Raw genomic sequence first — 21,730 nt, forward strand, 5'->3', positions numbered from 1 at the left:
CATAAAGCGAAATTTATATTATATTTTCTCAAGTATACCATAACATTCTTTGCATCCCCATCTAAAGAGACGCTAGGATGGATGCGATATAGTTTCGGGAACTTACTCGTATCTTACAGGGAAGTATACATATAATCTGAAAATTCCTTAATGGACATATAGTGAGCACCGATGTATAATGAATGCTAAGAAAACATAAAATAACCGGGAATGCTGGACACATCCCCGGTTGCATGATACAGAAGTTCAGGCGGGGTTTCCCCACTGGACAACAACAGTTGTTGAAGCAGAAGAACCCTCACCCTTATTGATTTTTGCGGATCAAAGGGTGGGGGTTCACTTTTTATTCATTAAATCATTAATGAATTGCCGGATGAATTGCAGCAACGAAACCAAAAAGGTACCTGCTGCAAATAAAACAACCAATAACGTCGCTAAACCATCCATAGACATCCCCCCTTCACCATTCGTAATGGTATCCAGAGGGAAATAGTGAGCGTCCCACCCTCACCGCCATATCATGCTTGGACCCATTGTACCCTAATTTACATAGATAGCAAAGAGACGATAGCACTACTGTACTTAACGATGAAAACAGAATGGCTATAATCAGTCAGGGCATTCAGAGCTTTCCCGTTCTTGTTTCTCAACATATTATACTTGTATTTACTTTTTCCTAATCTTAATGATACCGTCTGCAACATCCCAAATCAAACCAACTCCCATTAATATCAGTATCCATTTGGTCGATTGCTCCCAAATGATACTGACTGTCTGATACGCATCACTGCCAGCGGCAAAAAATTGCTTTTGCACCAACTGATCCATAAATTCAGGATTCCAAAATTCGGGACCAGCTATCATTGTAGCGATTATCAGCAAGGAAACAATATTAAAGATTGCCGAATACGTGACCAGCTTAACGGTCCACTTACCATAGATAAGCTTTAAACATTCCTTTATAATACCGAAACCGAAAATAACGGCAATAAATAATAGATAGGTACCATATGTTTCGGTGTTAAGAAATGGCACTACCCCAGGAACATCACTTCCTCTAAAGTACCACACACCAAAATATTCATTATTTAATGCCAATACCATAAAGAGAACCGTATAAATGACAATTCCTGTGATTGGTTCCCCTCGTTTAATCATACCTTTTTGCCTTGGGTCAGGTATTGCTGCCAAATCCGCTGGCTTCCACGATTCCTCCTGCAAGATATCTTCGGTTATTTTTCCGCCAGCATACTCGGCAATGGCAAATCCGATGACTACCCAGCCAATGATTTGCGGAATGATGGTGACACATCCAACAATCAATCCCACGAAATGGTCCAAAATATCCAGTGGATCAATACTAATCTGGACCACAAAAACCATTCCCATACCAATAGCAAAAGAAATTAGTGAAATTTTTAATACGAGGATAAATACATCAAACAGATCAGGTCCAATAATATAATTCTTTGTTCCCCGGTAATTTCGAGCCAGTTTCTTAGGATTTCCCAATTCCAATAAGACTCCTTCAATATCTTTATCCGTAACATCTCTACCGTAAGAACGCTCCTCCAGCATATCTTCAATCAATGTGCGAAGTTCGTCGGCTATATCGCTTCTCTGAGATTGTGGAAGCTTTTGTGTTACTGCATAAATATAGCGCTCAATCATTTCCACTATGATCGCTCCCTTCTTCTCCTATTAATTGATCCAGGCTTTGTGCCATACTCTTCCATTCTGCAATCAATAATCCAAATACATCATGGCCTGTTTTACTTAATAAATAATACTTACGCGGCCTCGATTCATTCGTATCCCATTTGCTCTCAAGCAAGCCCTGTTTCTCCAGTCTCCTGAGAAGTGGATAAAGGGTACCCGGTTCGACCTGAATTCCTTTTTCGCTTAATGTTGTGACAAGCGAATATCCATACTGAGGCTCAGACAGCTGACTGAGTACACCAATCGTTATCGTCCCTCTGCGTAACTCCTGCATCAATTTATCCATATGTTCCTGTGCATTGCTCATGTTATCACTCCTGAATTTATTATAGTGTATGTCGTACACTATTGTAAAGTACACATTAATAAAAAATATAAATGGTATATTCTTTATGAAAGGACTTTATGTTGACAAAACAGGAGCAACCTCTTAGTATCATGACCAATTCGTTTAAATCAGGAGAGATTACAATGAAAATTTATGTAGATGCTGATGCCTGTCCTGTGAAGGATATCATTATTGCAGAAGCAAATATTTTAAAAATACCCGTTATTATGATTACCAGCATATCCCACTATTCCAGAAAGGAGGATCCTTCAGGGGTTAAAACCATTTATGTCGATACAGGAGCTGAAGCCGCTGACTATCGCATCATGAAGCTCGCGGAAAAAGGCGATATGATTGTGACACAGGATTATGGACTTGCTTCCCTCGGATTGGCAAAAGGATGCATCGTACTTCATCATAAAGGCTTCACCTATACCAATGAAAATATCGACCAGCTGCTGCAGACACGCTACTTGAGTGCAATGGCACGCAAAAGCGGAAAACGTACCAAGGGACCTAAACCATTCACAGCAGAGGATAAAGAAAAGTTCAGAAGTCTTTTTACCAGTACTTTAAAACAGCTATTATCTGAATGAGGCTTCATATTAGCTGATAAGTTGAAAATGAATTAGAGCATTAAAAAAATGCTGCATAGTTGGATACGCAGCATTTTTTTATTCAGTCAATCACCAGCAAAATGGAATGGTAAGTTCCACTCGCTCTCTTTTACCCACGGTTTATAGGACACCAAGTGCCTGTTTTGCCATTTGTTTCATATCTTCCAGATCTGATTTCACAGCAAATTCGGCGACGGCAATCGGATAGGCTGCCGATAGCTCTACGATATGCTGGTGCATATTCGTCCAGACATAGCCGCCCGCCCTGCCATATGCCGCTATCAATTGTTGAAGGGCATCTTCGCCAAAGGCCATATAATGAGATACAAAATCATTAGCCGGATCATCTACCTTAGCCTCTGTCCAGTCAATTAAGCCAGTCACTTGCGCCTGTTGATCCACCAGAATATGACCAGGATGCAGATCGCCATGAATGAGCACTGTCTGCTTTGGCCAAATGGAATCATCAGAAACCCACTTTTGCCATCTATCCCATAGATCCTCATTCACACCGAATTCTGCCTTTACTTTTTCCATTCTTATGATCATCGAACGTTTAATTTCCTCAGGTTTCTGTACGTTTAATTCGGCAGCCCTAGCTTCGATATGGCTGATATGATGCAGATCTGCCAAGGCGGCCCCAAGGGTAGCGTGATACCTATCAGGTACATTCTTTTCATCAATTTCCCATATATATGCCTTTTTCTCCGGATCAATCGTTCCCGCAGGAATTCCTTTTAATAGCTTATAGGCAATTAATTCGTCTGAGAAAATAACCCAATTCGGTGCTTGAACAGAAATTTTCGGTTCGACCAAATCAAGAATCCTTTTTTCCTTTCTTGCTGTCAGGATAACATCCTTGCGTCTAGGGAAACGCAATACCCAATTTTCCCCTTCTGCATCTGTGGCGAATACTACTTGAAAGTCCAACCCTGATTCATTGTAACGCAAGGAATCCTGATTGACAGCCAATCCATGATCTCTCGCTTTTCCAATAACCTGCTCATTCGTTAATGACATCCTGTTCACTTCCTATACGTATTAAATTAAATACTTTTCATACTTTTCGGCATCTGCATTCTTGCATTTCACTACAAGCCTGGTACCTTCTTCTTCGTATATTTCGTCTAGTACATTCGCATGCTCATTAAAGTAAGCTACGACCTGACCGTCTGTATATGGAATCAATAGTTCACAAGTTTTATATGATTTAAAAATTACGGCCTTGATCAGCTCGGTTAATTCATTCAGCCCTTCTTTTTTCCTGGCAGATAAATAGACTTCGTTCTCTTTCACATCTGGATAGGCTATATCCGCAAGATCCGATTTATTATACGCATAGATGACCGGAATCCCATCAACACCGATCTCCTCTAAAATCCTGTTGGTCAAGTTTAGATGCTCCTCATGGTGAGGATTCGACACATCCAGGACATGTACCAGAAGATCTGCTTCTAATACCTCCTCCAGTGTAGAGCGAAAAGCTTTTACCAGATGATGCGGCAATTTATTTATAAAGCCAACCGTATCTGTCAAAAGAAAGGTTTGATTTGTTTCGAGCTCCACCTTTCTCACAGAGGTTTCCAATGTGGCAAAAAGCATATCCTTTTCAAACACTTGCTTCTCTATTCCCGAATTGTGGGCATCCAACACCGCATTCATGATTGTTGATTTCCCTGCATTTGTATATCCGACAAGTGAAACAACAGGAATATTATTTTTTTCACGCTGTTTCCGTTGCGTCCTTCGCTGATTTACAAGATTATCAAGTTCGCGATTTAGTTTCGTTATCTGTTCTTCAATTTTTCTTCTGTCTGTTTCCAGTTTCGTTTCCCCTGATCCCCTATTCGTTAACCCGGAGCCTCCCCCCTGACGACCCAGTGATTCACGGCTTCCTATTAATCGAGGAAGCATATACCGCAGTCTGGCAACTTCAACCTGGAGTTTCGATTCTCTTGTTTTGGCGCGTCTTGCGAATATTTCGAGGATAAGCATCGTTCTATCGACCACTTCACATTCAATCGTCTCCTCAATATTTCTGATCTGAGATGGTGTCAGTTCATCATCGAAAATTACGGCATCGACCTCTGCATCCTCGACCATTTTCTTTAAATCCTCCAGCTTACCCTTACCTAAATAATAGCCCTGTACGATACGATCAAGGTTTTGCGTCAGCTTTCCTGCTGATTGGATCCCGCACGCCGCAGCAAGATTTTCCAGTTCTTCCATGGAGTACTCGAAATCTGTTTCCTTTCGGGAAGTATTAACACCAACTAATATTGCCTTTTTATTCATATCATGTTCCTCCTTTTTCTTATAAAAAGGCTGTTTTCTCAAAGATTGTTGTTTTTACATAAAATATATAAACTGCGATGTAACAGACTCTGCCGAATTCCGCGGCGAGCGCTTTCAGCCGTTGCTTTTCCCGCTGGAGTCGACTGCCCTGCGCTCCAATCAATCAGCTTAATAATCGAATTTCAGCAATTTGATTCAGAAAGCTAAATCTTAGCGGAGGAAATACACGGAGACTCCTGCGAGCCCGCGGAAAGCGCAGTGCATTTCCGGAGTGGGGATAGAACACCAATCATTTCTTGTTATGCCGCAGTTTCTATCAAATACAATGTTAGAGATAACAACAACACTTACGAAAAGAGCCTATAAAAAAAACACAGACCTCTGTCTGTGCAACGTAAACGGGCTTCGCGTGAAACCACAGGCTGAAAATGCTGAAGAGAATTTTGGAACGTGTAAATTCAACATATCCAGCATCTTGGTTTCAGGCAACAAAAAAGAAGGTAGACTACTCCGCCTTCTTTTAAACATAACGTATTTAAAAAGGGTTCCTTTTAAAGGGCAGACTGATTCCGTTTACTCTGCAGCAGACAGAGCTTTTGAACGTATGAAATTAACGATTCAAAACCTGAATACGAAATCTGTTAATTGCCACTAGAAACCCCTCCATTTCCGATTAGATTAAAACCAGTCTAGCATAAAGCCCAGCCAATAACAATAAAGGTCCTTCGACAAAATTCGGGAAGTGACAGGCACCCCTGGTTTATTCTTTTCAATAAAGGGTATTTATATAATACAAGGCGAACTAGCATTGGGAGGAATTTGCAAACGACTTGCAGATGTCTTTACAGCAACTTGTTTAAGAATGAATTCCAATGGAGAATTGCACAGCCTTGGCGGGGAATTTGCTTAACTGACGGATATTAAACTCATCAGGAATTGAAAGATTCACGTTCCATTGTATGATGTGTGTCAAATCGGTAAGTAGTTTTTTGTAAAAGTGCAAATGAATAGCTAGGCTGACTGTTTTGAGATCAGATTGCGAAGGCTCTTTGCAGCGTTCTCGAGAATCATGCAGTCAGGATTTACGAGTTGAAATTCGTCAAAGAACAAAACGGAAAGAAAAATTTAAAATGACAGATTTTCCGTGTGCTCCCTTTCAGCGGGGCAAAAAGCAGGATTCCATGTGGATCCTGCTTTTTGAATTGTCTTGCTTAAAAGTATACCAGCCGCATTCGACAAAAACCGGGAAGTGACAGGCACCTTTCTATCAGTTATAATGGGGGTAATATAAGACGGAAGGGTGAACAAAGGGGACATGAAATACTAATTCTATTTTTAGAAAACATTCAAGTTAAGGCATGTAAATTCATGGATTATGTCCATTTATTTGTCATGCAGCAGGCTGGATTTTTTCAGAATAGGATTGGTTAGGTTGTGTGTTCCCTATAAAGGAATTCATGTCTTTTTGCAGTACACCTATGCCTCCTATTCTGAAAATGGATAGGAGGCATTTTTTGTCTCCGAAATATGCTCGGAATGGAGATGAAATAGATGAATGTACTTGAAATGAAGAATCTTAAGTATTATATCAAAGATCAATTGCTTCTCGATATTGAGAATTTAGCTATCCAGCATGATGATCGTATAGGATTGGTTGGACGCAATGGTACTGGTAAAACCACTCTCCTGGAGATACTTGCAGGTTTAAGGGAACCAGACGAGGGGTCGATTGTCACTGAAGCAGCCACCGAGCTGCTGCCCCAGCTCAAGCAAACAGAGACAACAAAAAGCGGCGGAGAAGTCACGCAGGAGTATATCAATAAATCCCTTGCAAAGAAAACCGGAATACTATTTGCAGATGAACCGACAACTAATCTGGATACGGAGCACATCGAAAAGCTGGAAAAACAGCTCTCCCGCTGGAGAGGCGCAATTATAATGGTTTCACATGACAGGGCGTTTTTGGATTCCCTCTGTACTGCCATTTGGGAGCTCGATGGAGGACACATTCATATGTATAAAGGTAACTATTCTGTTTATAACGCCCAAAAGGAACTTGAGATCAGACAGCAGGAAAATGCCTACGAAAACTATCAGCAAAAGAAACGGCAATTGGAAAATGCGCTTGAACAGAAAGAACAAAAGGCACAAAGGGCAACAAAAAAACCAAAGAGTGTCAGTAAATCTGAAGCGAGTATCACAGGCGCCAAACCATACTTTGCCAAGAAGCAAAAAAAGCTGCACAAAACAGCTAAGGCAATTGAAACAAGATTGGAGAAACTGGAAGCTGTAGAAAAAGTAAAAGAACACACCCCTATCAAGATGGGTCTTCCCAATCAAGAAAAAATTGCTGGAAGAATTGTCATTCGAGCCGAGGATGCAAAAGCCGACTTGGCAGACAGGACGCTCTGGAGGCCCGCCAGTTTTCATATCAAGGGTGGTGATAAGATTGCCATTCTTGGAAGAAACGGTGTCGGAAAGACAACACTTATCAAGAAAATAATAGCGGGGGATCAGAACATCAGCATCTCTCCTGCTTTAAAAATTGGATACTTCAGTCAGAACCTGGATGTACTGGAAACGGACCAAACCATTATGCAAAATGTCAGCGTTACCTCTGAGCAGGACGAAACACTGATTCGAACCGTTCTTGCCAGACTGCATTTTTATCAGGATGATGTGTATAAAAAAGTTAATGTCCTAAGTGGAGGCGAGCGGGTTAAGGTTGCTTTTGCCAAATTATTTGTTAGCGATGTAAACCTATTAATTTTGGATGAACCAACCAACTTTCTCGATATAGAAGCTGTGGAGGCCCTGGAAAATCTGCTCAAGGACTATGAGGGGACCATACTCGTTGTCACCCATGATCGAAGGTTTATTCAGAGCATAGCAAACCGGATTTTATCAATCGAAAATGAAGAAATAACACTAGTCGATGGAAGCTACGAAGCATTTACCAATTATAAACCCGAGAAGGAAGTGAATTCACAGGAACAGGATCTGCTCCTGATTGAAACAAAGATAACCGAAATTCTCAGTAAGCTTAGCATGGAGCCAACTGATCGTTTGGAACAGGAATTCCAAGCATTGCTGGCAGAGAAAAGAGCAATTACCAGTAAAGAATGAGGGTTGATTGCATCAATAATGCAGCAGAACCTAACCACCCCTGAATCAACGGAATCTCCCTGCGATTTCTATAAAAGCTAAAAGGATTGCCCCAGCGCAAACTGGCCAATTCTTTACTTACCATTACTATTAGTTATTAAATTTCATTCCAGCATTGGTTTCATGGAAGTTTCCGTTTTGGTACACTCTAAGAGATAATCCGTTTTTATTAAATTTGCTAATAAGGAAGGTCCAAAATGACAACAAGCGATAAGGCCGCATTGGAGCTTAAGCACGTATCCTATTCTGATGACAGTTTAGCGATCATTAATGATATCAGCGGAATCTTCCCTGAAGGTAAAATCACTACATTAGTGGGACCTTCAGGCGCTGGTAAGACAACATTATTCAGATTGTGCAATGGACTGATTTCTCCCAATTCCGGAGAAATTAGAGTGGCTGGAAAAGACATCAGCAGCTATGAGCCAACAGAACTTAGACGTACCGTTGGCCTTGCACTTCAAAGTGCTGCCATGCTTAGGGGCACTGTATTTAAAAACCTGGAGCTTCCATTAACACTGCAAGGGGGAAAGTTACCTGAAGCAGATGCTGCAAAACTGCTTGAAGATGTTGGTCTGGAGGCAGAATTTTTGCAGCGGAATGTGAGGGATCTCTCTGGTGGGCAACGGCAAAAGGTATCCATCGCAAGAACACTTGTAAACAAACCAAAGATTCTGTTGCTGGATGAAATTACTTCTTCGCTTGATCGGGTATCCAAACAAGAAGTCGAAGAACTGATCACAGCAATCAACCAAAGATCACAGGTAACGATTGTCTGGATCACCCACAACTTGGAGCAGGCGTTATCAATCGGGGAGTATACTTGGGTAATGATAGGCGGTAAGCTGATGGAATCCGGAGAAAGTTCTTTACTTCATCATCCCCGGAATGAAAGCGTAAGACGGTTTGTAAAGGGGGAATTTACATGAGTTTCCTTACCTTGTCCCTCTCGCTGATTTTCGTCCTGATTCCGATAGCATTGTCCAAAGCATTAAATCTCGGACTCGAAAAAGATACTATTATCGCAACAGTTCGGTCTATCATCCAGTTGCTTGCGGTTGGATATGTTCTCACATTTGTTTTTACGGCCGATCATTATATGTACATCATTCTCATGATTATGCTGATGATTGGAGCGGCAACACAAAATGCAAGAAAAAAAGGAGCCTCTATCAAGGGAATCACCTGGAAATTAGTTGGTACGTTTTTCTTTGTTGAGATACTCACACAAGCCATCCTTCTCGGCTTCCAGATAACACCTCCCATTGCGCAATATATTATTCCGATCAGTGGGATGGTTGTTGGAAATTCAATGGTACTTTCCATTCTTTTTCTGAATCGATTCACGGCCGAAATTGCATCACGCCAAGACGAAACGGAATTGATTTTGTCTCTGGGCGGAACACCGAAGCAAGCTATTCACACTTCACTAATTACATCTATAAAGGCAAGCATGATTCCAACCATCGAAAGTCAAAAGACAATCGGGCTCGTGCAGCTTCCAGGTATGATGAGCGGACAGATTATTGCAGGTGCAGATCCAGTTCAGGCAGTTCAATTTCAACTGCTGATATTGTTCCTTCTTTTGACAACAGCCGCAGTGACGAGTGTTCTTCTCGGATTTCTGTCCTATCCGACCCTTTTTAATAAGCAGATGCAGTTGCTGAAGCTAAGCGAGAAAAACTGATCCAATATAAATAAGGAATGCTGAATGACAACAGCATTCCTTTATTGATGTGGCATACTACTTAGAGATTTTGAAGATGAAATTAAATCAGCAAGATATAGAAGCAATCAGCACTATTTTCTTCTAAATAAGATGCCTGTCCATTTCCGGACAGGCATTTCCTATTCTCCAGACAGTAAATACTGTTTCATAATTCCTTCTCATTAAGCCCATCCTATTAGTTGACATCATAATGGACATTCGGTATTATTGTACTTAATTAATAATAATTTAATTAAATATAAATGAATTCATTTAAAAGAAAGCTAGGAGGAAATTCAATGCGCGATAATTTTTCATTAAAAGCTTTTGTCGTGTTAATGAAAGCTTCAAGAACATTGGAGGAAATTACGAAAAAGGATATTAGCAGCCACGGAATGCGGACTTCGGACTTTACTATTCTAGAAGCATTATATCATAAAGGCAGACAGACCATTAGACAAATCTCGGAAGCAGTTCTTATCAATACCGGCTCTATCACCTATGTGATCGATAAATTGGAGAATAAAGGATTACTGGAGCGAAGTAATTGCTCGGAAGATCGACGTGCGGTTTACATCCAAATTACGGATAAAGGTACGAAACTAATGGACGAAATCTTTCCAAAGCATCAGAAAGTCATTGAGGAAGTATTCGAAGACGTTTCTGAGGAAGATAAACAGATCCTGATTGATGTGTTAAAACAAGTCGGAAATAAAGGAGAGAACAGAAAGTGAGAAGGACAAAAGGGATCCATCATATAACAGCTATTGTCGGACACCCTCAGGAAAATGTGGATTTCTATGCAAGCGTACTTGGGCTTCGGCTTGTAAAAAAGACGATAAATTTTGATGATCCTGGCACATATCATCTCTACTTCGGGAACGAAGGCGGCAAGCCGGGGTCAATCATTACTTTTTTCCCATGGGCTGGAGCCTACCAGGGTAAGGTCGGTGATGGACAGGTTGGCGTCACTTCTTATGCTGTACCTAAAGGCGCATTATCGTTTTGGGAGGAAAGACTGGGTAAATTCCACATATCCTTCAATAAAACGGAACGATTTGGCGAAACCTATTTGACCTTCGATGATATACACGGGCTTCACCTCGAGCTTGTTGAAAGAGAAGAAGGTACGAAAAATGCCTGGTCCATTGGTGATGTTACCCAAGAGGTTGCAATCAAAGGATTCGCTGGTGCTACATTATTATCTTCCAATCCCGGTCAAACGATGAATCTGCTTGAAAAAGTGATGGGCTATGAAAAGATTGGTGAAGAAGCTGGTCTCGTCAGGTATAAATCCTTTGGCGATATCGGCAATATTATTGAAGTCAAGACAACGACCAGCGGACCAGGATCAATGGGCGTGGGCACTGTCCACCATATTGCATTCCGGGCAGAAGATGACGCAGATCACTTGGAGTGGCAGAGCTATATTAGGGAACATGGCTACGGCGTTACACCTGTCAGAGATCGAAATTATTTTAACGCAATTTACTTTAGGGAATCAGGTCAACTCCTATTCGAGATTGCAACAGATCCACCAGGATTTGCAAATGATGAATCGTTCGAAACAATGGGATTGGAACTGAAACTACCGGAGCAGTATGAGCAATATCGTGAGCAATTAAATCAAACGCTAATTCCAATCAAGATTAAAGATCCTGAACAATTATTATAGAAAAAGTACCCCCTAATAATGAGAGGAGAATACCATATGAAGCATATCTTTAAAAAAGGGAAAGACCAATCAAGACCGACATTACTGCTGCTGCACGGTACAGGAGGGACGGAGCAGGACCTTCTTCAGCTTGCAGAGATTATTGATAAGGAAGCAAATATACTCAGTGTACGGGGAAATGTACTGGAGAATGGTATGCCCCGATTCTTCAAGCGTCTGGCAGAAGGTGTATTTGATGAAGACGATCTGATTTTCCGAACGAAAGAATTAAATGAATTTCTCGATGAAGCGGCCATGAAATACGAATTTGACCGCAGTAATATTACGGCAGTCGGCTACTCTAATGGAGCCAATATTGCCGCCAGCCTGCTATTCCATTATAAAGACGCTTTAAATAAGGCCATTTTGCATCATCCGATGGTACCAAGACGTGGAATCGAGATGACTGATCTGACCGGTAAAGCTGTATTTATCGCAGCCGGTACAAATGATCCAATCTGCCCTGCACAGGAATCAGAGGAACTGACATCCTTACTGAAAAATGCTGGTGCCGATGTAGAGCTTCACTGGGAAAACCGGGGCCATCAGCTAACAATCGATGAAGTCCAGGCAGCAGCTGCCTGGTATAAATAAGTGAAAAACCGATGCTCTGCCGCTCCAGGCAGAACATCGGTTTTTTTCAGTTTCGAATGATGATATAGATCAGGTATACAACGTATGCTAGTGCCAGAATAAGTCCTTCCCGCTTGCCGATTTTGTAATTTGTTCTGGAAAAAACCAGTAACAGCAATGTCAGGATTACCATAATGAATAAATCGATGAAAACTTTCCCATCAAAAGCCAACGGTGTAATGAAGGCAGACCCGCCAAGAACTAGGAGGATATTGAAAATATTGCTACCGACGATGTTTCCTAAAGCAATTTCACTTTGCTTTTTAAGTGCTGCAGATACAGAGGTTACAAGTTCAGGCAATGAAGTTCCTATCGCTACAATCGTCAGGCCCACTAACGTTTCACTCATGCCAAGCGAGTAAGCTATCTCCGTTGCATTCGAGACAACCATTTCCCCGCCAATGATAATAGCCGCTAAACCAATTACTGAAATCAGAATATTTTTCCCCCAGGTGCCTCCCTCGGATTCCGAAGTTTTACCTGTGTCCTCCCTTGAAGCTTCCTTTGAGGCTTCCCTATCCTTTAACGCAATTTCGAATACATATATCATGAAAATGCCAAAGAATAGCAGGAGAATTAATCCATCACCCCGGGTAATTAAGTTATTGCTGCTCCCCTGCAGGAATATATCACTCATCACAATCAATAAGGCAGCAGTCGATACCAAAGTAAAAGGGATTTCTTTTTTGATCGTTTCATTCTGTACCTTTAATGGAAATAAGAATGCTGCCATGCCGACAACAAGCGTTATATTGAATATATTACTTCCCACCACATTACCCAGCGAAACATCCGCACTGCCCTCAAGAGCAGCGATGATACTTACTGTCAGCTCCGGAGAACTTGTCCCAAAAGCAACAATGGTAAGCCCTATGAGCAGCGGAGAGACTCGGAGCAATGCAGCTATGTTGGAAGAGCCATCAACAAACCAATCTGCGCCTTTAATCAATAATGCAAATCCTAGAATCAATAATATGTATGCCATGTCATATTCGCCCTTTAACAGATTATTTTTCTTACATAGTATAACATTACCCTTTTTCAGAAAAAAAATCTCATAAAATGAAGATAATATCTTCCTTATAGATCCCTTCATGATTTTCCCTAAATTAGTAACTTGATTAAAACCAATCTGATTGGCGGATGCAGGATGAGACGCCAAAGCACTGATACAGGAAACCTGCCCAGTTCTATAGGGGGATAACAAGCTGATAAATAAAAATAAAGCTTTTCTTTTAACAGATTTTATATTATACTAATTTGCATTGCTCTACGTGGTTCGTAACCATCCCACGCAAAAAAACTAAGGAGAGAATTGTTTTGAATATTAGAACGTTAGTTATTAATGGCCTGTTAGCGGCCTTGTATATCGCTGTATCTGCACTTATTGTTCCATTCGGTTTTACCAGTGTTCAATTTCGTATTTCAGAGGTTTTCAACCATCTGATTGTCTTTGACAAGAAATATTTCTTTGGAATCGTATTGGGAGTTTTCCTATATAACCTGCTATTCTCACCACTCGGCTGGTATGATTTAGTATTTGGTGTGGCGCATTCGGCAATTTCATTAGCAATCATTATCCTGTTGGCAAGATATATTAAGAATATTTGGATCCTGCTGTATGCGAATACAATTGTCTTCACATTCAATATGTTTATTATTGCGTTCGAACTGAATTTAGCAATTGGACTGCCATTCGCTGTAACATGGTTTACGACAGCAATAGGCGAATTCGCTGTGCTGGCAATAGGGATACCGATTATCTATGCTTTGAATAAAAGATTACAATTTGATAAACTCATCTGATTACTTCATCATTCCCCTTTCAAAGGGCGAATGATGAAGTTTTTATTTTTGGTTCTTTTCTCGAAGACTGTTGCTTTTAGATAAAATATATAAACTGTGACGTAACAGCATCTGTCGATTTTCATGGAAGGCGCTCTCAGCTTCCACGGAAGCAATCCCGGCTTCTTGCGGGATCTTCAGCCGTTGCTTTTCCCGCTGTACCTCCTTGGATTTTACCCATCCTTTTAAATTATTTATGGATTTATTCTATAAAGAAAGCACTCAGTAAACCCGATAACTGCTTCGGCCGATTTCCGCTCCGGGCAGTCGCTTTCCGCGGCGGGCGCTCTCAGCTTCCTCGGAAGAAACCCACTTCCTGCGGGATCTTCAGCCGTTGCTTTTCCCGCTGGAGTCGACTGCCCTATGCTCCAATCCATCAGCTTCATGATTGAATATCAGCAAATCGATTCAGAAAACAAAATCATAGCGAAGGAAAGACACGGAGACTCCAGCGGGAAAAGCGAAGACGCTAAGACCCCACAGAGAGCGAACTTTGCGAGCGAGGAGGCTTAGCGCGAGCCCGCGGAAAGCGCAGTGTATTTCCGGAGTGGAGATTACCACACCATAATTTCTACAAAAAATTGACAGAGTAGCATAGAGCATAGAATGAGGAAATTAACTTTGGATTTTTTGTCTTAAGAAAAACTGAAGACGTTAAGACCCCACTAGATGCACCTGCGTCTACAAGTAACAGCCTTATTTTTTTACCTAGGGGAAGCATATAATAACCAGTACAATGTTTCATGGAAGGGGGAATATAGATGATCGTCCGCGAGCGGGATAACGAATTTGTTTTGATACAACAGGACCATCATGCCCAGATAGCAGGAGATATCTTAAAGCAATGGAAATCGGATTATTTTGAAGGCGCTGCATATCGCCAATCTGTCGAATATGCAGCCTATCAGCATGATCATGGATGGAAGGAGTTTGACAAACAACCGTTTCTGAATGATAAAAACAACAAGCCATATACCTTTTTGGACTTTCCTGAATTGCCAAAAATCATTCTGTATAAGCATGGGATTGATGAGGTGGAAAGAGTCGATTCCTATGCAGCAATGCTGTGCAGTGAGCACTATAAACGGTTTATGCTAAACAGTACATCAATGGAAGCGAAAGCCTTCGTTACCCAGGAAGAAATGCGCCAGCAGGCAATTGCTGATTCAAAGGATAAATTAAACAAACGTTTGTTTAATTTCCATTACGGCCTTATCCAGCTTGCAGACAACCTGTCTTTATATATTTGCATGAATGAACCGGGGGCCGCAAAACAGCAGGAACACCCTTTTTTCAAAGAAGGGATTCAGACAAATTCGGCATTGCACAGTGTCTGCAATAAAAGACTGCAGGTTCAATGGCGGGGTACATCGACCGTTACGATAGATGATTTTCCATTTGAAGGGCCTATTGAAGTCGCATTAAAACAAAAGGTCCTATCCAAAGATATCTTATCATCAAAAGGGTTAATCAAAAGCTATGAACAAGCGCCATTTGAAGACTTATCGATCATATATACAGCTGAATAACGGCTGTCTGCAATCAATAAAGGAAGCCGGCTCCGATAGCCCGCTTCCCTAGGATTCTCCTCTTATATGTGATTTGTCTTTTAAATGGTTGTCCGATTCTGAATCGAGATAAAGCTTTCTGGCCGGCAATGCAACGGCTACATCTTCCTCTCTCAGCAAATCAAGAATCTTTAAATTTATCTCTTCCTTAACGTTTAAATACTCCGACCAGACGGTTGTATTCGTGAAAAAGTAAATAAAAATATCCATTCCATTGTCTTTATATTGGTCAAAGTTGACCATGATAGTATCCTGATGGACCTCTGAATGGTTCTTCAATAGATAATCAATCTGCCTGACAATCTGTTCTACTTTCTCCCTGGATGTCTCATAAGATAATCGTAAGCTGAAGGATACTTGCCTTTTCTCCATCCTGCTCCAGTTGGTGATGGATTCATTTGCCAGTGTTGCATTGGGAACAGATACCAGCGCATCTGCAAATGTTCTGATCTTCGTACTTCTAAAGGTGATTTCTTCAACTGTCCCTTCTACACTTTGAGTCAGAATCCACTCACCTATCCGAAACGGCTTTTCGATGATAATGACAAACCCTCCAAACATATTGGCAAGCATATCTTTTGCAGCAAGAGATATTGCGAGTCCTCCAAGACCAAGACCGGCAACAAATCCACTGATTTCATAACCAAATTCCTGCAATACTACCGTAAAAGTAATAGCCACGATAACAAACCTTAATCCTTTGGAAATAAGGGGAATCAGGATATTATCGACATCAAAGTTGTAGCGCTCATTTAACCTCGCAAATAAGATTGATGATGAGGCAGCAAGATTATAGAGTCCCCAAGCGAATTGAATAATGAACAAAGAGCTCACAATCTTTAAAAATAGGGGATTGTTATAGTTCAAGAATGGGAAATAAACCATAGCAACTACAACACCGAGGGTCATAAACATATTCTGGATCGGTCTTTCAAACGCAAGTAATATCTGTGTCATGAAATCAATCCGAACTTTTCTGGTGATTCTAAGCACAATGGAAAAGATATATTTCGTAAACAGCTTTCTCACAAGGAGAAAGAGCAGAAAAATCCCGATGCTGATTCCAATGTTCTGTATGTTTTCATATGTAAAAATGCTCTCAAAAGACATTCCTATTTACCTCCAGCATGTTTCTAACTACATATTATATACTAATTTTCAAGGACCCGTTAACCTGGGACATGCCGATGTATTCCCAATTTTTGCTAATGTTCTTTTGAAGCTGCAAAACTGATTTATTCAAAGCAGCCTTTTTTTAATGATTGGGTAAATAAAAAGCCGAGCTCCCAACAACATGTGGAAGAGCCCGGCAATTATTGCTTTCTGTAAAATCAATCCCATTCATAAGGGGTCGCTTGATATACATAATAATTGAGCCAATTCGAGAAAAGCAGACTGCAATGGCTCTTCCAGCGATATACAGGAGCCTTACCAGGGTCATTATCGGGAAAATAGTTTTCAGGCAATGCTGTTTTTATGCCACGTGCACAATCGCGGAAATACTCCTCTGCCAATGTCGTTGCATCATATTCCAAATGCCCTGTGGCCATGATGTTTTTCCCGTCCTTGGAAGTCGCAAGAAACACACCGGCTTGGTCTGATTGGGCAAGTATTTGAAGTTCCGGGTGATTACGGATCTGTTCAAGCATGATATCGGTATACCTTGAATGCGGAGCAAGAAAATATTCGTCAAATCCGCGAACCAGATTCTCGTTCGGCAATAGCACTTCATGTTCAAAGACACCAAAGCATTTTTTGGATAATTCGTGTTTCCCAATACCATAATGGTGATAGAATGCCGCCTGGGCTCCCCAGCAAATGTGAAGCGTCGAGGTTACATTTTCCTTCGACCAATTCATAATATCCTGGAGCTCTTCCCAGTAATCAACCTCTTCAAAAGGAAGATGCTCAACAGGAGAACCAGTTATGATCATCCCGTCAAAACGTTTACTCATCACCTCTGAAAAAGGTTTATAAAACGTATCCAGATGATATTTACTCGTATTTTTCGATTGATGGGTTGTCAGTCTTAAAAAGGATATATTTACTTGAATGGGAGTATTGCCAAGAAAACGCAGCAGCTGGGCTTCCGTTTTTTCCTTTTCTGGCATCAGATTTAAAATCAATATATTTAAAGGACGTATATCCTGTGTCGTCGCCCGTTCTTCTTCCATTACAAATATATTTTCCTGTTCAAGTATTTCTTTAGCCGGCAATTGCCCCGGTATTCGAATCGGCATTGTAACTATCCCCTTCCCATTTACTTCTATTTATATCAAAAACGTATATCAAAACGATGGGATTTTCAAGCCTATCAATCAATATAGTCTAATAAAAGTTAAATTTATATTTCTGTCAGATCCGCCTTTCGATGTGAGCATCCTTCCGCCGGGTCGGGGTGGGTATTGGCTGGGAGTTGGAGCGCAAAATATTGGCCATCCACGGCTGATTCGGTCCGCGCTCGCCAGCTTACTGTCCGAGTTCGGCGATTTACTGTCCGATTATAGACATTTACTTGCCGATTCTGCTCACTTACTGTCCGAATCCCACCGAATACTGTCCAAACGGCCAAATCTAATGGTCTCTCATCCCCTCCCAATCAAGATCCTGCGCAATTCAGCAGAGCTGCTGGGCTCGGTCTTAATCGGATAATAATTTATAGAAATCTGGAAGGGTGGGGACTATTTCTCCGTTACGAATCATTCGATAATATGTATGCCTGTCCACCCATTTTGCTGCAATTACTTCGGTATCCTGCAGGTTGAGACTGGCTATATCAGCATTGCTGTATGCCAGCCAGTAGTCTGAGTGATAGGTTGGTTTCAGATGCCGATAGAGCAGGCTTAACGAATCAGGATCTATTTCCAGACCCAATTCCTCTCTCGTTTCCCTTATGACGCCTTCCAGACTGCTTTCTCCAGCGAGCACGGATCCACCAGCACATTCCCATAAACCGCCATAATGTTTATTTGGGTGACGCTTTGACAGCAGGATTTCCCCCTTGCTGTTTTGAATCCAAGCATGCACGACTAAATGGTAGCATCCTTCCGGGACAGGTACGCCGCGTCTATGCGTTTTTCCAAGTTTCTTTCGGTTACTGTCATATAGGTCCCATAATTCCATAAACATTCTCCATCTCTTAAATAAGGATCTTCGCCTTTCTCTTGCTGAAATCAACATCTGGATAATAGGCATTTTTAACAAGTACATTTGGTCCCAGACATTTGACGGCCGGGCAGTGACAGTTTAAGCTTTTCGCTGTTTTCGTCTGCATCCATGCGTCATAGGAATCCAGTAAACTAGTTGTTTGGATATTTCCAAGCGAAGGTTCATCCGCAAAATCCGTCACGATTACGTCTCCAGTAAAAATGTTTACATTAAGTCGTGAACGACCATCCGGGTCATTTCTGATAGTTACATTTTTCTCTTTATATAGCTGCTTTAAAAGTTCCTGGTCTTCTTTTGAAGCACTGCATGGATAAAATGGCAATGTTCCAAACAGCATCCACATATCCTTATTGCGATGATCCAGCAGGCGCTTAATGGCAGTGCGCATCTCATCCAGACTGAGTATTTCCAGATTACTAGCAAAATCAACCGGGTACATAGGGTGAATTTCATGGCGGGCACATCCCATTTCATTCACATGATCGTGGATTTTTTCCAGATATGGGAATGTCCGTTTATTAAGCATCGTCTCTGCAGACACCATGACCCCTTCTCTGGAAAGACGCTGCGAATTCTCGACCATCCGTTCAAAGTATTTCTCGCGATTCTCGGCAGACGGCTTACGTTCCATCAGCGCAAATCCTGTCTCGGAAAATTCCTCGACAGTACCCCAGTTATGGGAAATATGCAGGACATCGAGATATGGAATAATTTCTTCATAACGATTATAAGGTAACGTCAGGTTAGAATTAATCTGCGTCTTTACACCTCTGTTATGGGCGTATTTAAGCAGTGGCAGGACATATTCCCTAACTGACTTTTTATTCATCATTGGTTCTCCGCCTGTTATGCTAAGTGTACGGAGGTGAGGAATTTCATCCAGCCTTTTTTGCAGCAATTCCATCGGCAATGCATTCGGATCCATATTTTGCAGTGTATACCCGACTGCACAATGGGCACAGCGCATATTACACATATAAGTAGTTGTGAATTCAATGTTGGATAAGGTCATTTTCCCATGCTGTTCCACATCCATGTATGCTTCCCATGGATCGTTTGCAGGCGTTATAGCCTGAGTTTTCTCTGTTGTATTCATTTCATCATTCCCCTTTTCTATGACCATACTTCCTTATTTTAACACTTATTTTTACTTATGATGTATCTTTCTGATTTACTACTGTTCTTCCATTTCCCCAATAATCTCTTCCTTCCCAAAAGCTGCCGTAAATAAGAGCAATCCGTTTCCAATAATTCTATTTAAGCAGATTAATTTCTGATATTTAGGGTAATTATAGTTACTGTTGGTTCTTGTTAAATCGGCCAAAATTTTATGAGAAAAGAGGAGAGTAAATGGCAAAAGATCCATCCAAAGAAAATCATTCTCAAACGAACGCAGAAAACGATGACACGCTAACAACGAGACAAGGTCATCCCGTTACGAATAATCAAAACATAAGAACGGTTGGAAACCGCGGTCCGGCCACATTAGAGAACTATGATTTCATTGAAAAAATCAGTCATTTCGATCGGGAAAAAGTGCCAGAGCGGATTGTTCACGCACGTGGAGCTGGTGCTCATGGTTACTTTGAAACATATGGTACAGTTGGCGACGAACCCGTTTCCAAATATACACGTGCGAAAGTTTTTCAGGACAAAGGAAAACAGACGCCTTTATTTGTCCGGTTCTCCACCGTGGTCAATAATGCTGGTTCCCCTGAAACGGTACGTGACCCGCGCGGATTTGCAGTTAAATTTTACACAGAAGATGGGAACTGGGACTTGGTTGGAAATAATTTAAAGATATTCTTCATCCGCGATGCAATGAAGTTCCCTGATATGATACATGCATTCAGGCCCGATCCGGTAACTAACATTCAGGATGCTGAGCGTTTCTTTGACTTTTGCTCCAACTCTCCTGAATCTTTCCATATGGTCACATTTATTTACTCCCCTTGGGGCATACCGGCAAACTACCGCATGATGCAGGGTTCTGGAGTCAACACATACAAGTGGGTCAACAGTGAAGGAGAAGCTGTACTTGTCAAATATCACTGGGAACCAAAACAAGGTATCAAAAACTTAACAGCCAAAGAAGCAGAAGAAATACAAGCAGAGAATTTCAACCATGCAACACAGGATCTCTATGATGCAATTGAACGTGGCGAGTATCCGGAGTGGGAACTGTTTGTGCAAATCTTAAGTGATGATGAGCATCCTGAATTGGACTTCGATCCGCTTGATGATACGAAGCTCTGGCCAAAAGACCAAATTCCTTGGCGTCCTGTAGGGAAAATGGTGCTGAATAAGAACCCGGAAAACTATTTTAATGAAGTAGAACAAGCAGCTTTTGGTACGGGAGTTCTTGTTGACGGACTTGATTTCTCCGATGACAAAATGCTTCAGGGAAGAACATTCTCCTACTCAGATACCCAGCGTTATCGTGTAGGCGCAAACTATCTGCAAATGCCAATCAATGCTGCCAAGAAACGTGTAGCCACTAACCAGGAAGGCGGGCAATTAAGACATCAGAATGATAAAGCGCCCGGCCAAAATCCACATATAAATTACGAGCCATCGACACTTGGCGGATTGAAAGAAGCTGAGCAGGCAGGCAAAGAACATATGCCATATGTTGAAGGTAAATTATCACGTGAATCGATTGACAGAAATGACAATACCAAGCAGGCTGGGCAGACGTTTCGTGAGTTTGAAGACTGGGAAAAAGATGAGCTGATCAACAATCTCGTCAATGACCTTTCTACCTGCGACCAGCGTATCCAGGATAAAATGATTGCACTGGCAGAAGAAGCAGATGATGAATATGGACGCAGATTGCGTGAAGGGCTGCAAGAAGCAAGCAAGATGATGAAAGAAAAATCAAGCATGCATCCGCTTGGTGCCGATGGTGCTGAAGAAGCAACGAAAGATGCTATTAAAAAAGGGCATGATGCAGACCCATATTAAAATGAA

General features: G+C 41.4%; 21 protein-coding genes and 1 riboswitch. Of the genes, 11 read left to right on the forward strand and 10 right to left on the reverse strand.

Annotated elements, in window-relative coordinates; all coding sequences use genetic code 11:
• Window positions 1-666: 666 nt before the first annotated feature.
• Both OMHG_RS16020 and OMHG_RS16025 read right to left on the reverse strand, forming a co-directional pair.
• Window positions 667-1,671, reverse strand: a complete 1,005-nt coding sequence (locus OMHG_RS16020; RefSeq protein WP_237566215.1) for an HAAS signaling domain-containing protein — start codon at window positions 1,669-1,671, stop codon at window positions 667-669.
• Window positions 1,664-2,026, reverse strand: a complete 363-nt coding sequence (locus OMHG_RS16025) for a PadR family transcriptional regulator (protein WP_010651910.1) — start codon at window positions 2,024-2,026, stop codon at window positions 1,664-1,666. The genes OMHG_RS16020 and OMHG_RS16025 overlap by 8 nt, the downstream gene beginning before the upstream one ends.
• A gap of 164 nt (window positions 2,027-2,190) precedes the next feature.
• Between OMHG_RS16025 and OMHG_RS16030 the strand changes: the two genes are divergently transcribed.
• Window positions 2,191-2,643, forward strand: a complete 453-nt coding sequence (locus OMHG_RS16030) for a YaiI/YqxD family protein (protein ID WP_010651911.1) — start codon at window positions 2,191-2,193, stop codon at window positions 2,641-2,643.
• 141 nt (window positions 2,644-2,784) lie between these two features.
• Here the strand turns inward: OMHG_RS16030 and OMHG_RS16035 are convergent, their stop codons facing one another.
• Together OMHG_RS16035 and hflX are read right to left on the reverse strand one after the other, a co-directional pair.
• On the reverse strand, window positions 2,785-3,684 hold the full coding sequence (locus OMHG_RS16035; protein ID WP_010651912.1) for a macrolide 2'-phosphotransferase: 900 nt from the start codon (window positions 3,682-3,684) through the stop codon (window positions 2,785-2,787).
• 21 nt (window positions 3,685-3,705) lie between these two features.
• Window positions 3,706-4,959 (reverse strand): GTPase HflX, encoded by a 1,254-nt coding sequence (gene hflX / locus OMHG_RS16040; protein ID WP_010651913.1) that lies wholly within the window; start codon window positions 4,957-4,959, stop codon window positions 3,706-3,708.
• A gap of 325 nt (window positions 4,960-5,284) precedes the next feature.
• Here hflX and OMHG_RS16045 point away from each other — a divergent pair, with 325 nt between their 5' ends.
• From OMHG_RS16045 to OMHG_RS16075, 7 genes are all read left to right on the forward strand, one after another.
• Complete coding sequence (locus OMHG_RS16045) at window positions 5,285-5,614, forward strand: hypothetical protein (RefSeq protein WP_147629101.1); 330 nt, start codon at window positions 5,285-5,287, stop codon at window positions 5,612-5,614.
• 896 nt (window positions 5,615-6,510) lie between these two features.
• On the forward strand, window positions 6,511-8,085 hold the full coding sequence (locus OMHG_RS16050) for a Vga family ABC-F type ribosomal protection protein (protein ID WP_010651915.1): 1,575 nt from the start codon (window positions 6,511-6,513) through the stop codon (window positions 8,083-8,085).
• A 236-nt stretch (window positions 8,086-8,321) separates the two neighbouring features.
• Complete coding sequence (locus OMHG_RS16055) at window positions 8,322-9,053, forward strand: ABC transporter ATP-binding protein (protein ID WP_010651916.1); 732 nt, start codon at window positions 8,322-8,324, stop codon at window positions 9,051-9,053.
• Window positions 9,050-9,811, forward strand: a complete 762-nt coding sequence (locus tag OMHG_RS16060; RefSeq protein ID WP_010651917.1) for an ABC transporter permease — start codon at window positions 9,050-9,052, stop codon at window positions 9,809-9,811. Before OMHG_RS16055 ends, OMHG_RS16060 begins: the two co-directional genes overlap by 4 nt.
• Window positions 9,812-10,131: 320 nt before the next feature.
• Window positions 10,132-10,566 (forward strand): MarR family winged helix-turn-helix transcriptional regulator, encoded by a 435-nt coding sequence (locus tag OMHG_RS16065; protein WP_010651918.1) that lies wholly within the window; start codon window positions 10,132-10,134, stop codon window positions 10,564-10,566.
• Window positions 10,563-11,507, forward strand: a complete 945-nt coding sequence (locus tag OMHG_RS16070; protein ID WP_010651919.1) for a ring-cleaving dioxygenase — start codon at window positions 10,563-10,565, stop codon at window positions 11,505-11,507. Before OMHG_RS16065 ends, OMHG_RS16070 begins: the two co-directional genes overlap by 4 nt.
• A 36-nt stretch (window positions 11,508-11,543) precedes the next feature.
• Window positions 11,544-12,140, forward strand: a complete 597-nt coding sequence (locus OMHG_RS16075) for an alpha/beta hydrolase (protein ID WP_010651920.1) — start codon at window positions 11,544-11,546, stop codon at window positions 12,138-12,140.
• A gap of 46 nt (window positions 12,141-12,186) precedes the next feature.
• On the opposite strand, the gene OMHG_RS16080 is transcribed toward OMHG_RS16075, so the two are convergent.
• Window positions 12,187-13,164, reverse strand: coding sequence for a calcium/sodium antiporter (locus tag OMHG_RS16080; RefSeq protein WP_010651921.1), 978 nt, complete (start codon window positions 13,162-13,164; stop codon window positions 12,187-12,189).
• A 283-nt stretch (window positions 13,165-13,447) separates the two neighbouring features.
• Window positions 13,448-13,492: riboswitch (PreQ1 riboswitch) on the forward strand.
• Between the two features lie 7 nt (window positions 13,493-13,499).
• Here OMHG_RS16080 and OMHG_RS16085 point away from each other — a divergent pair.
• Both OMHG_RS16085 and OMHG_RS16090 read left to right on the forward strand, forming a co-directional pair.
• Window positions 13,500-13,985, forward strand: a complete 486-nt coding sequence (locus OMHG_RS16085; protein WP_010651922.1) for a QueT transporter family protein — start codon at window positions 13,500-13,502, stop codon at window positions 13,983-13,985.
• Window positions 13,986-14,785: 800 nt separating this feature from the next.
• On the forward strand, window positions 14,786-15,553 hold the full coding sequence (locus tag OMHG_RS16090) for a DUF3891 family protein (RefSeq protein WP_010651923.1): 768 nt from the start codon (window positions 14,786-14,788) through the stop codon (window positions 15,551-15,553).
• Window positions 15,554-15,601: 48 nt separating this feature from the next.
• On the opposite strand, the gene OMHG_RS16095 is transcribed toward OMHG_RS16090, so the two are convergent.
• The 5 genes from OMHG_RS16095 to OMHG_RS18625 all read right to left on the reverse strand — a co-directional run bounded on the left by OMHG_RS16095 (window position 15,602) and on the right by OMHG_RS18625 (window position 20,084).
• Window positions 15,602-16,702, reverse strand: coding sequence for a mechanosensitive ion channel family protein (locus OMHG_RS16095; RefSeq protein ID WP_010651924.1), 1,101 nt, complete (start codon window positions 16,700-16,702; stop codon window positions 15,602-15,604).
• A 221-nt stretch (window positions 16,703-16,923) separates the two neighbouring features.
• On the reverse strand, window positions 16,924-17,832 hold the full coding sequence (gene metA / locus OMHG_RS16100; protein WP_010651925.1) for a homoserine O-acetyltransferase MetA: 909 nt from the start codon (window positions 17,830-17,832) through the stop codon (window positions 16,924-16,926).
• A gap of 400 nt (window positions 17,833-18,232) precedes the next feature.
• Window positions 18,233-18,715, reverse strand: a complete 483-nt coding sequence (locus OMHG_RS16105) for an NUDIX hydrolase (protein ID WP_010651926.1) — start codon at window positions 18,713-18,715, stop codon at window positions 18,233-18,235.
• A 16-nt stretch (window positions 18,716-18,731) separates the two neighbouring features.
• On the reverse strand, window positions 18,732-19,856 hold the full coding sequence (yfkAB, locus tag OMHG_RS16110; RefSeq protein WP_010651927.1) for a radical SAM/CxCxxxxC motif protein YfkAB: 1,125 nt from the start codon (window positions 19,854-19,856) through the stop codon (window positions 18,732-18,734).
• A gap of 78 nt (window positions 19,857-19,934) precedes the next feature.
• Window positions 19,935-20,084: a hypothetical protein gene (locus OMHG_RS18625; protein WP_161603071.1), complete on the reverse strand. Its 150-nt coding sequence runs from the start codon at window positions 20,082-20,084 to the stop codon at window positions 19,935-19,937.
• Window positions 20,085-20,110: 26 nt separating this feature from the next.
• Between OMHG_RS18625 and OMHG_RS16115 the strand changes: the two genes are divergently transcribed.
• Window positions 20,111-21,724 (forward strand): catalase, encoded by a 1,614-nt coding sequence (locus OMHG_RS16115; RefSeq protein WP_010651928.1) that lies wholly within the window; start codon window positions 20,111-20,113, stop codon window positions 21,722-21,724.
• Window positions 21,725-21,730: the final 6 nt, after the last annotated feature.

This window comes from Oceanobacillus massiliensis str. N'diop, from assembly GCF_000285495.1.
Taxonomy (GTDB): domain Bacteria; phylum Bacillota; class Bacilli; order Bacillales; family Amphibacillaceae; genus Oceanobacillus; species Oceanobacillus massiliensis.

Coding starts and splice junctions, on each gene's coding strand:
- OMHG_RS16060 (WP_010651917.1), top strand. CDS start 9,050: ATGAGTTTCCTTACCTTGTCCCTCTCGCTGATTTTCGTCCTGATTCCG.
- metA (WP_010651925.1), bottom strand. CDS start 17,832: ATGCCGATTCGAATACCGGGGCAATTGCCGGCTAAAGAAATACTTGAA.
- OMHG_RS16020 (WP_237566215.1), bottom strand. CDS start 1,671: ATGATTGAGCGCTATATTTATGCAGTAACACAAAAGCTTCCACAATCT.
- OMHG_RS16030 (WP_010651911.1), top strand. CDS start 2,191: ATGAAAATTTATGTAGATGCTGATGCCTGTCCTGTGAAGGATATCATT.
- OMHG_RS16055 (WP_010651916.1), top strand. CDS start 8,322: ATGACAACAAGCGATAAGGCCGCATTGGAGCTTAAGCACGTATCCTAT.
- hflX (WP_010651913.1), bottom strand. CDS start 4,959: ATGAATAAAAAGGCAATATTAGTTGGTGTTAATACTTCCCGAAAGGAA.
- OMHG_RS16075 (WP_010651920.1), top strand. CDS start 11,544: ATGAAGCATATCTTTAAAAAAGGGAAAGACCAATCAAGACCGACATTA.
- OMHG_RS16025 (WP_010651910.1), bottom strand. CDS start 2,026: ATGAGCAATGCACAGGAACATATGGATAAATTGATGCAGGAGTTACGC.
- OMHG_RS16095 (WP_010651924.1), bottom strand. CDS start 16,702: ATGTCTTTTGAGAGCATTTTTACATATGAAAACATACAGAACATTGGA.
- OMHG_RS16045 (WP_147629101.1), top strand. CDS start 5,285: ATGTTAGAGATAACAACAACACTTACGAAAAGAGCCTATAAAAAAAAC.
- OMHG_RS16065 (WP_010651918.1), top strand. CDS start 10,132: ATGCGCGATAATTTTTCATTAAAAGCTTTTGTCGTGTTAATGAAAGCT.
- OMHG_RS16080 (WP_010651921.1), bottom strand. CDS start 13,164: ATGGCATACATATTATTGATTCTAGGATTTGCATTATTGATTAAAGGC.
- OMHG_RS16105 (WP_010651926.1), bottom strand. CDS start 18,715: ATGGAATTATGGGACCTATATGACAGTAACCGAAAGAAACTTGGAAAA.
- OMHG_RS16035 (WP_010651912.1), bottom strand. CDS start 3,684: ATGTCATTAACGAATGAGCAGGTTATTGGAAAAGCGAGAGATCATGGA.
- yfkAB (WP_010651927.1), bottom strand. CDS start 19,856: ATGAATACAACAGAGAAAACTCAGGCTATAACGCCTGCAAACGATCCA.
- OMHG_RS16090 (WP_010651923.1), top strand. CDS start 14,786: ATGATCGTCCGCGAGCGGGATAACGAATTTGTTTTGATACAACAGGAC.
- OMHG_RS16050 (WP_010651915.1), top strand. CDS start 6,511: ATGAATGTACTTGAAATGAAGAATCTTAAGTATTATATCAAAGATCAA.
- OMHG_RS16115 (WP_010651928.1), top strand. CDS start 20,111: ATGGCAAAAGATCCATCCAAAGAAAATCATTCTCAAACGAACGCAGAA.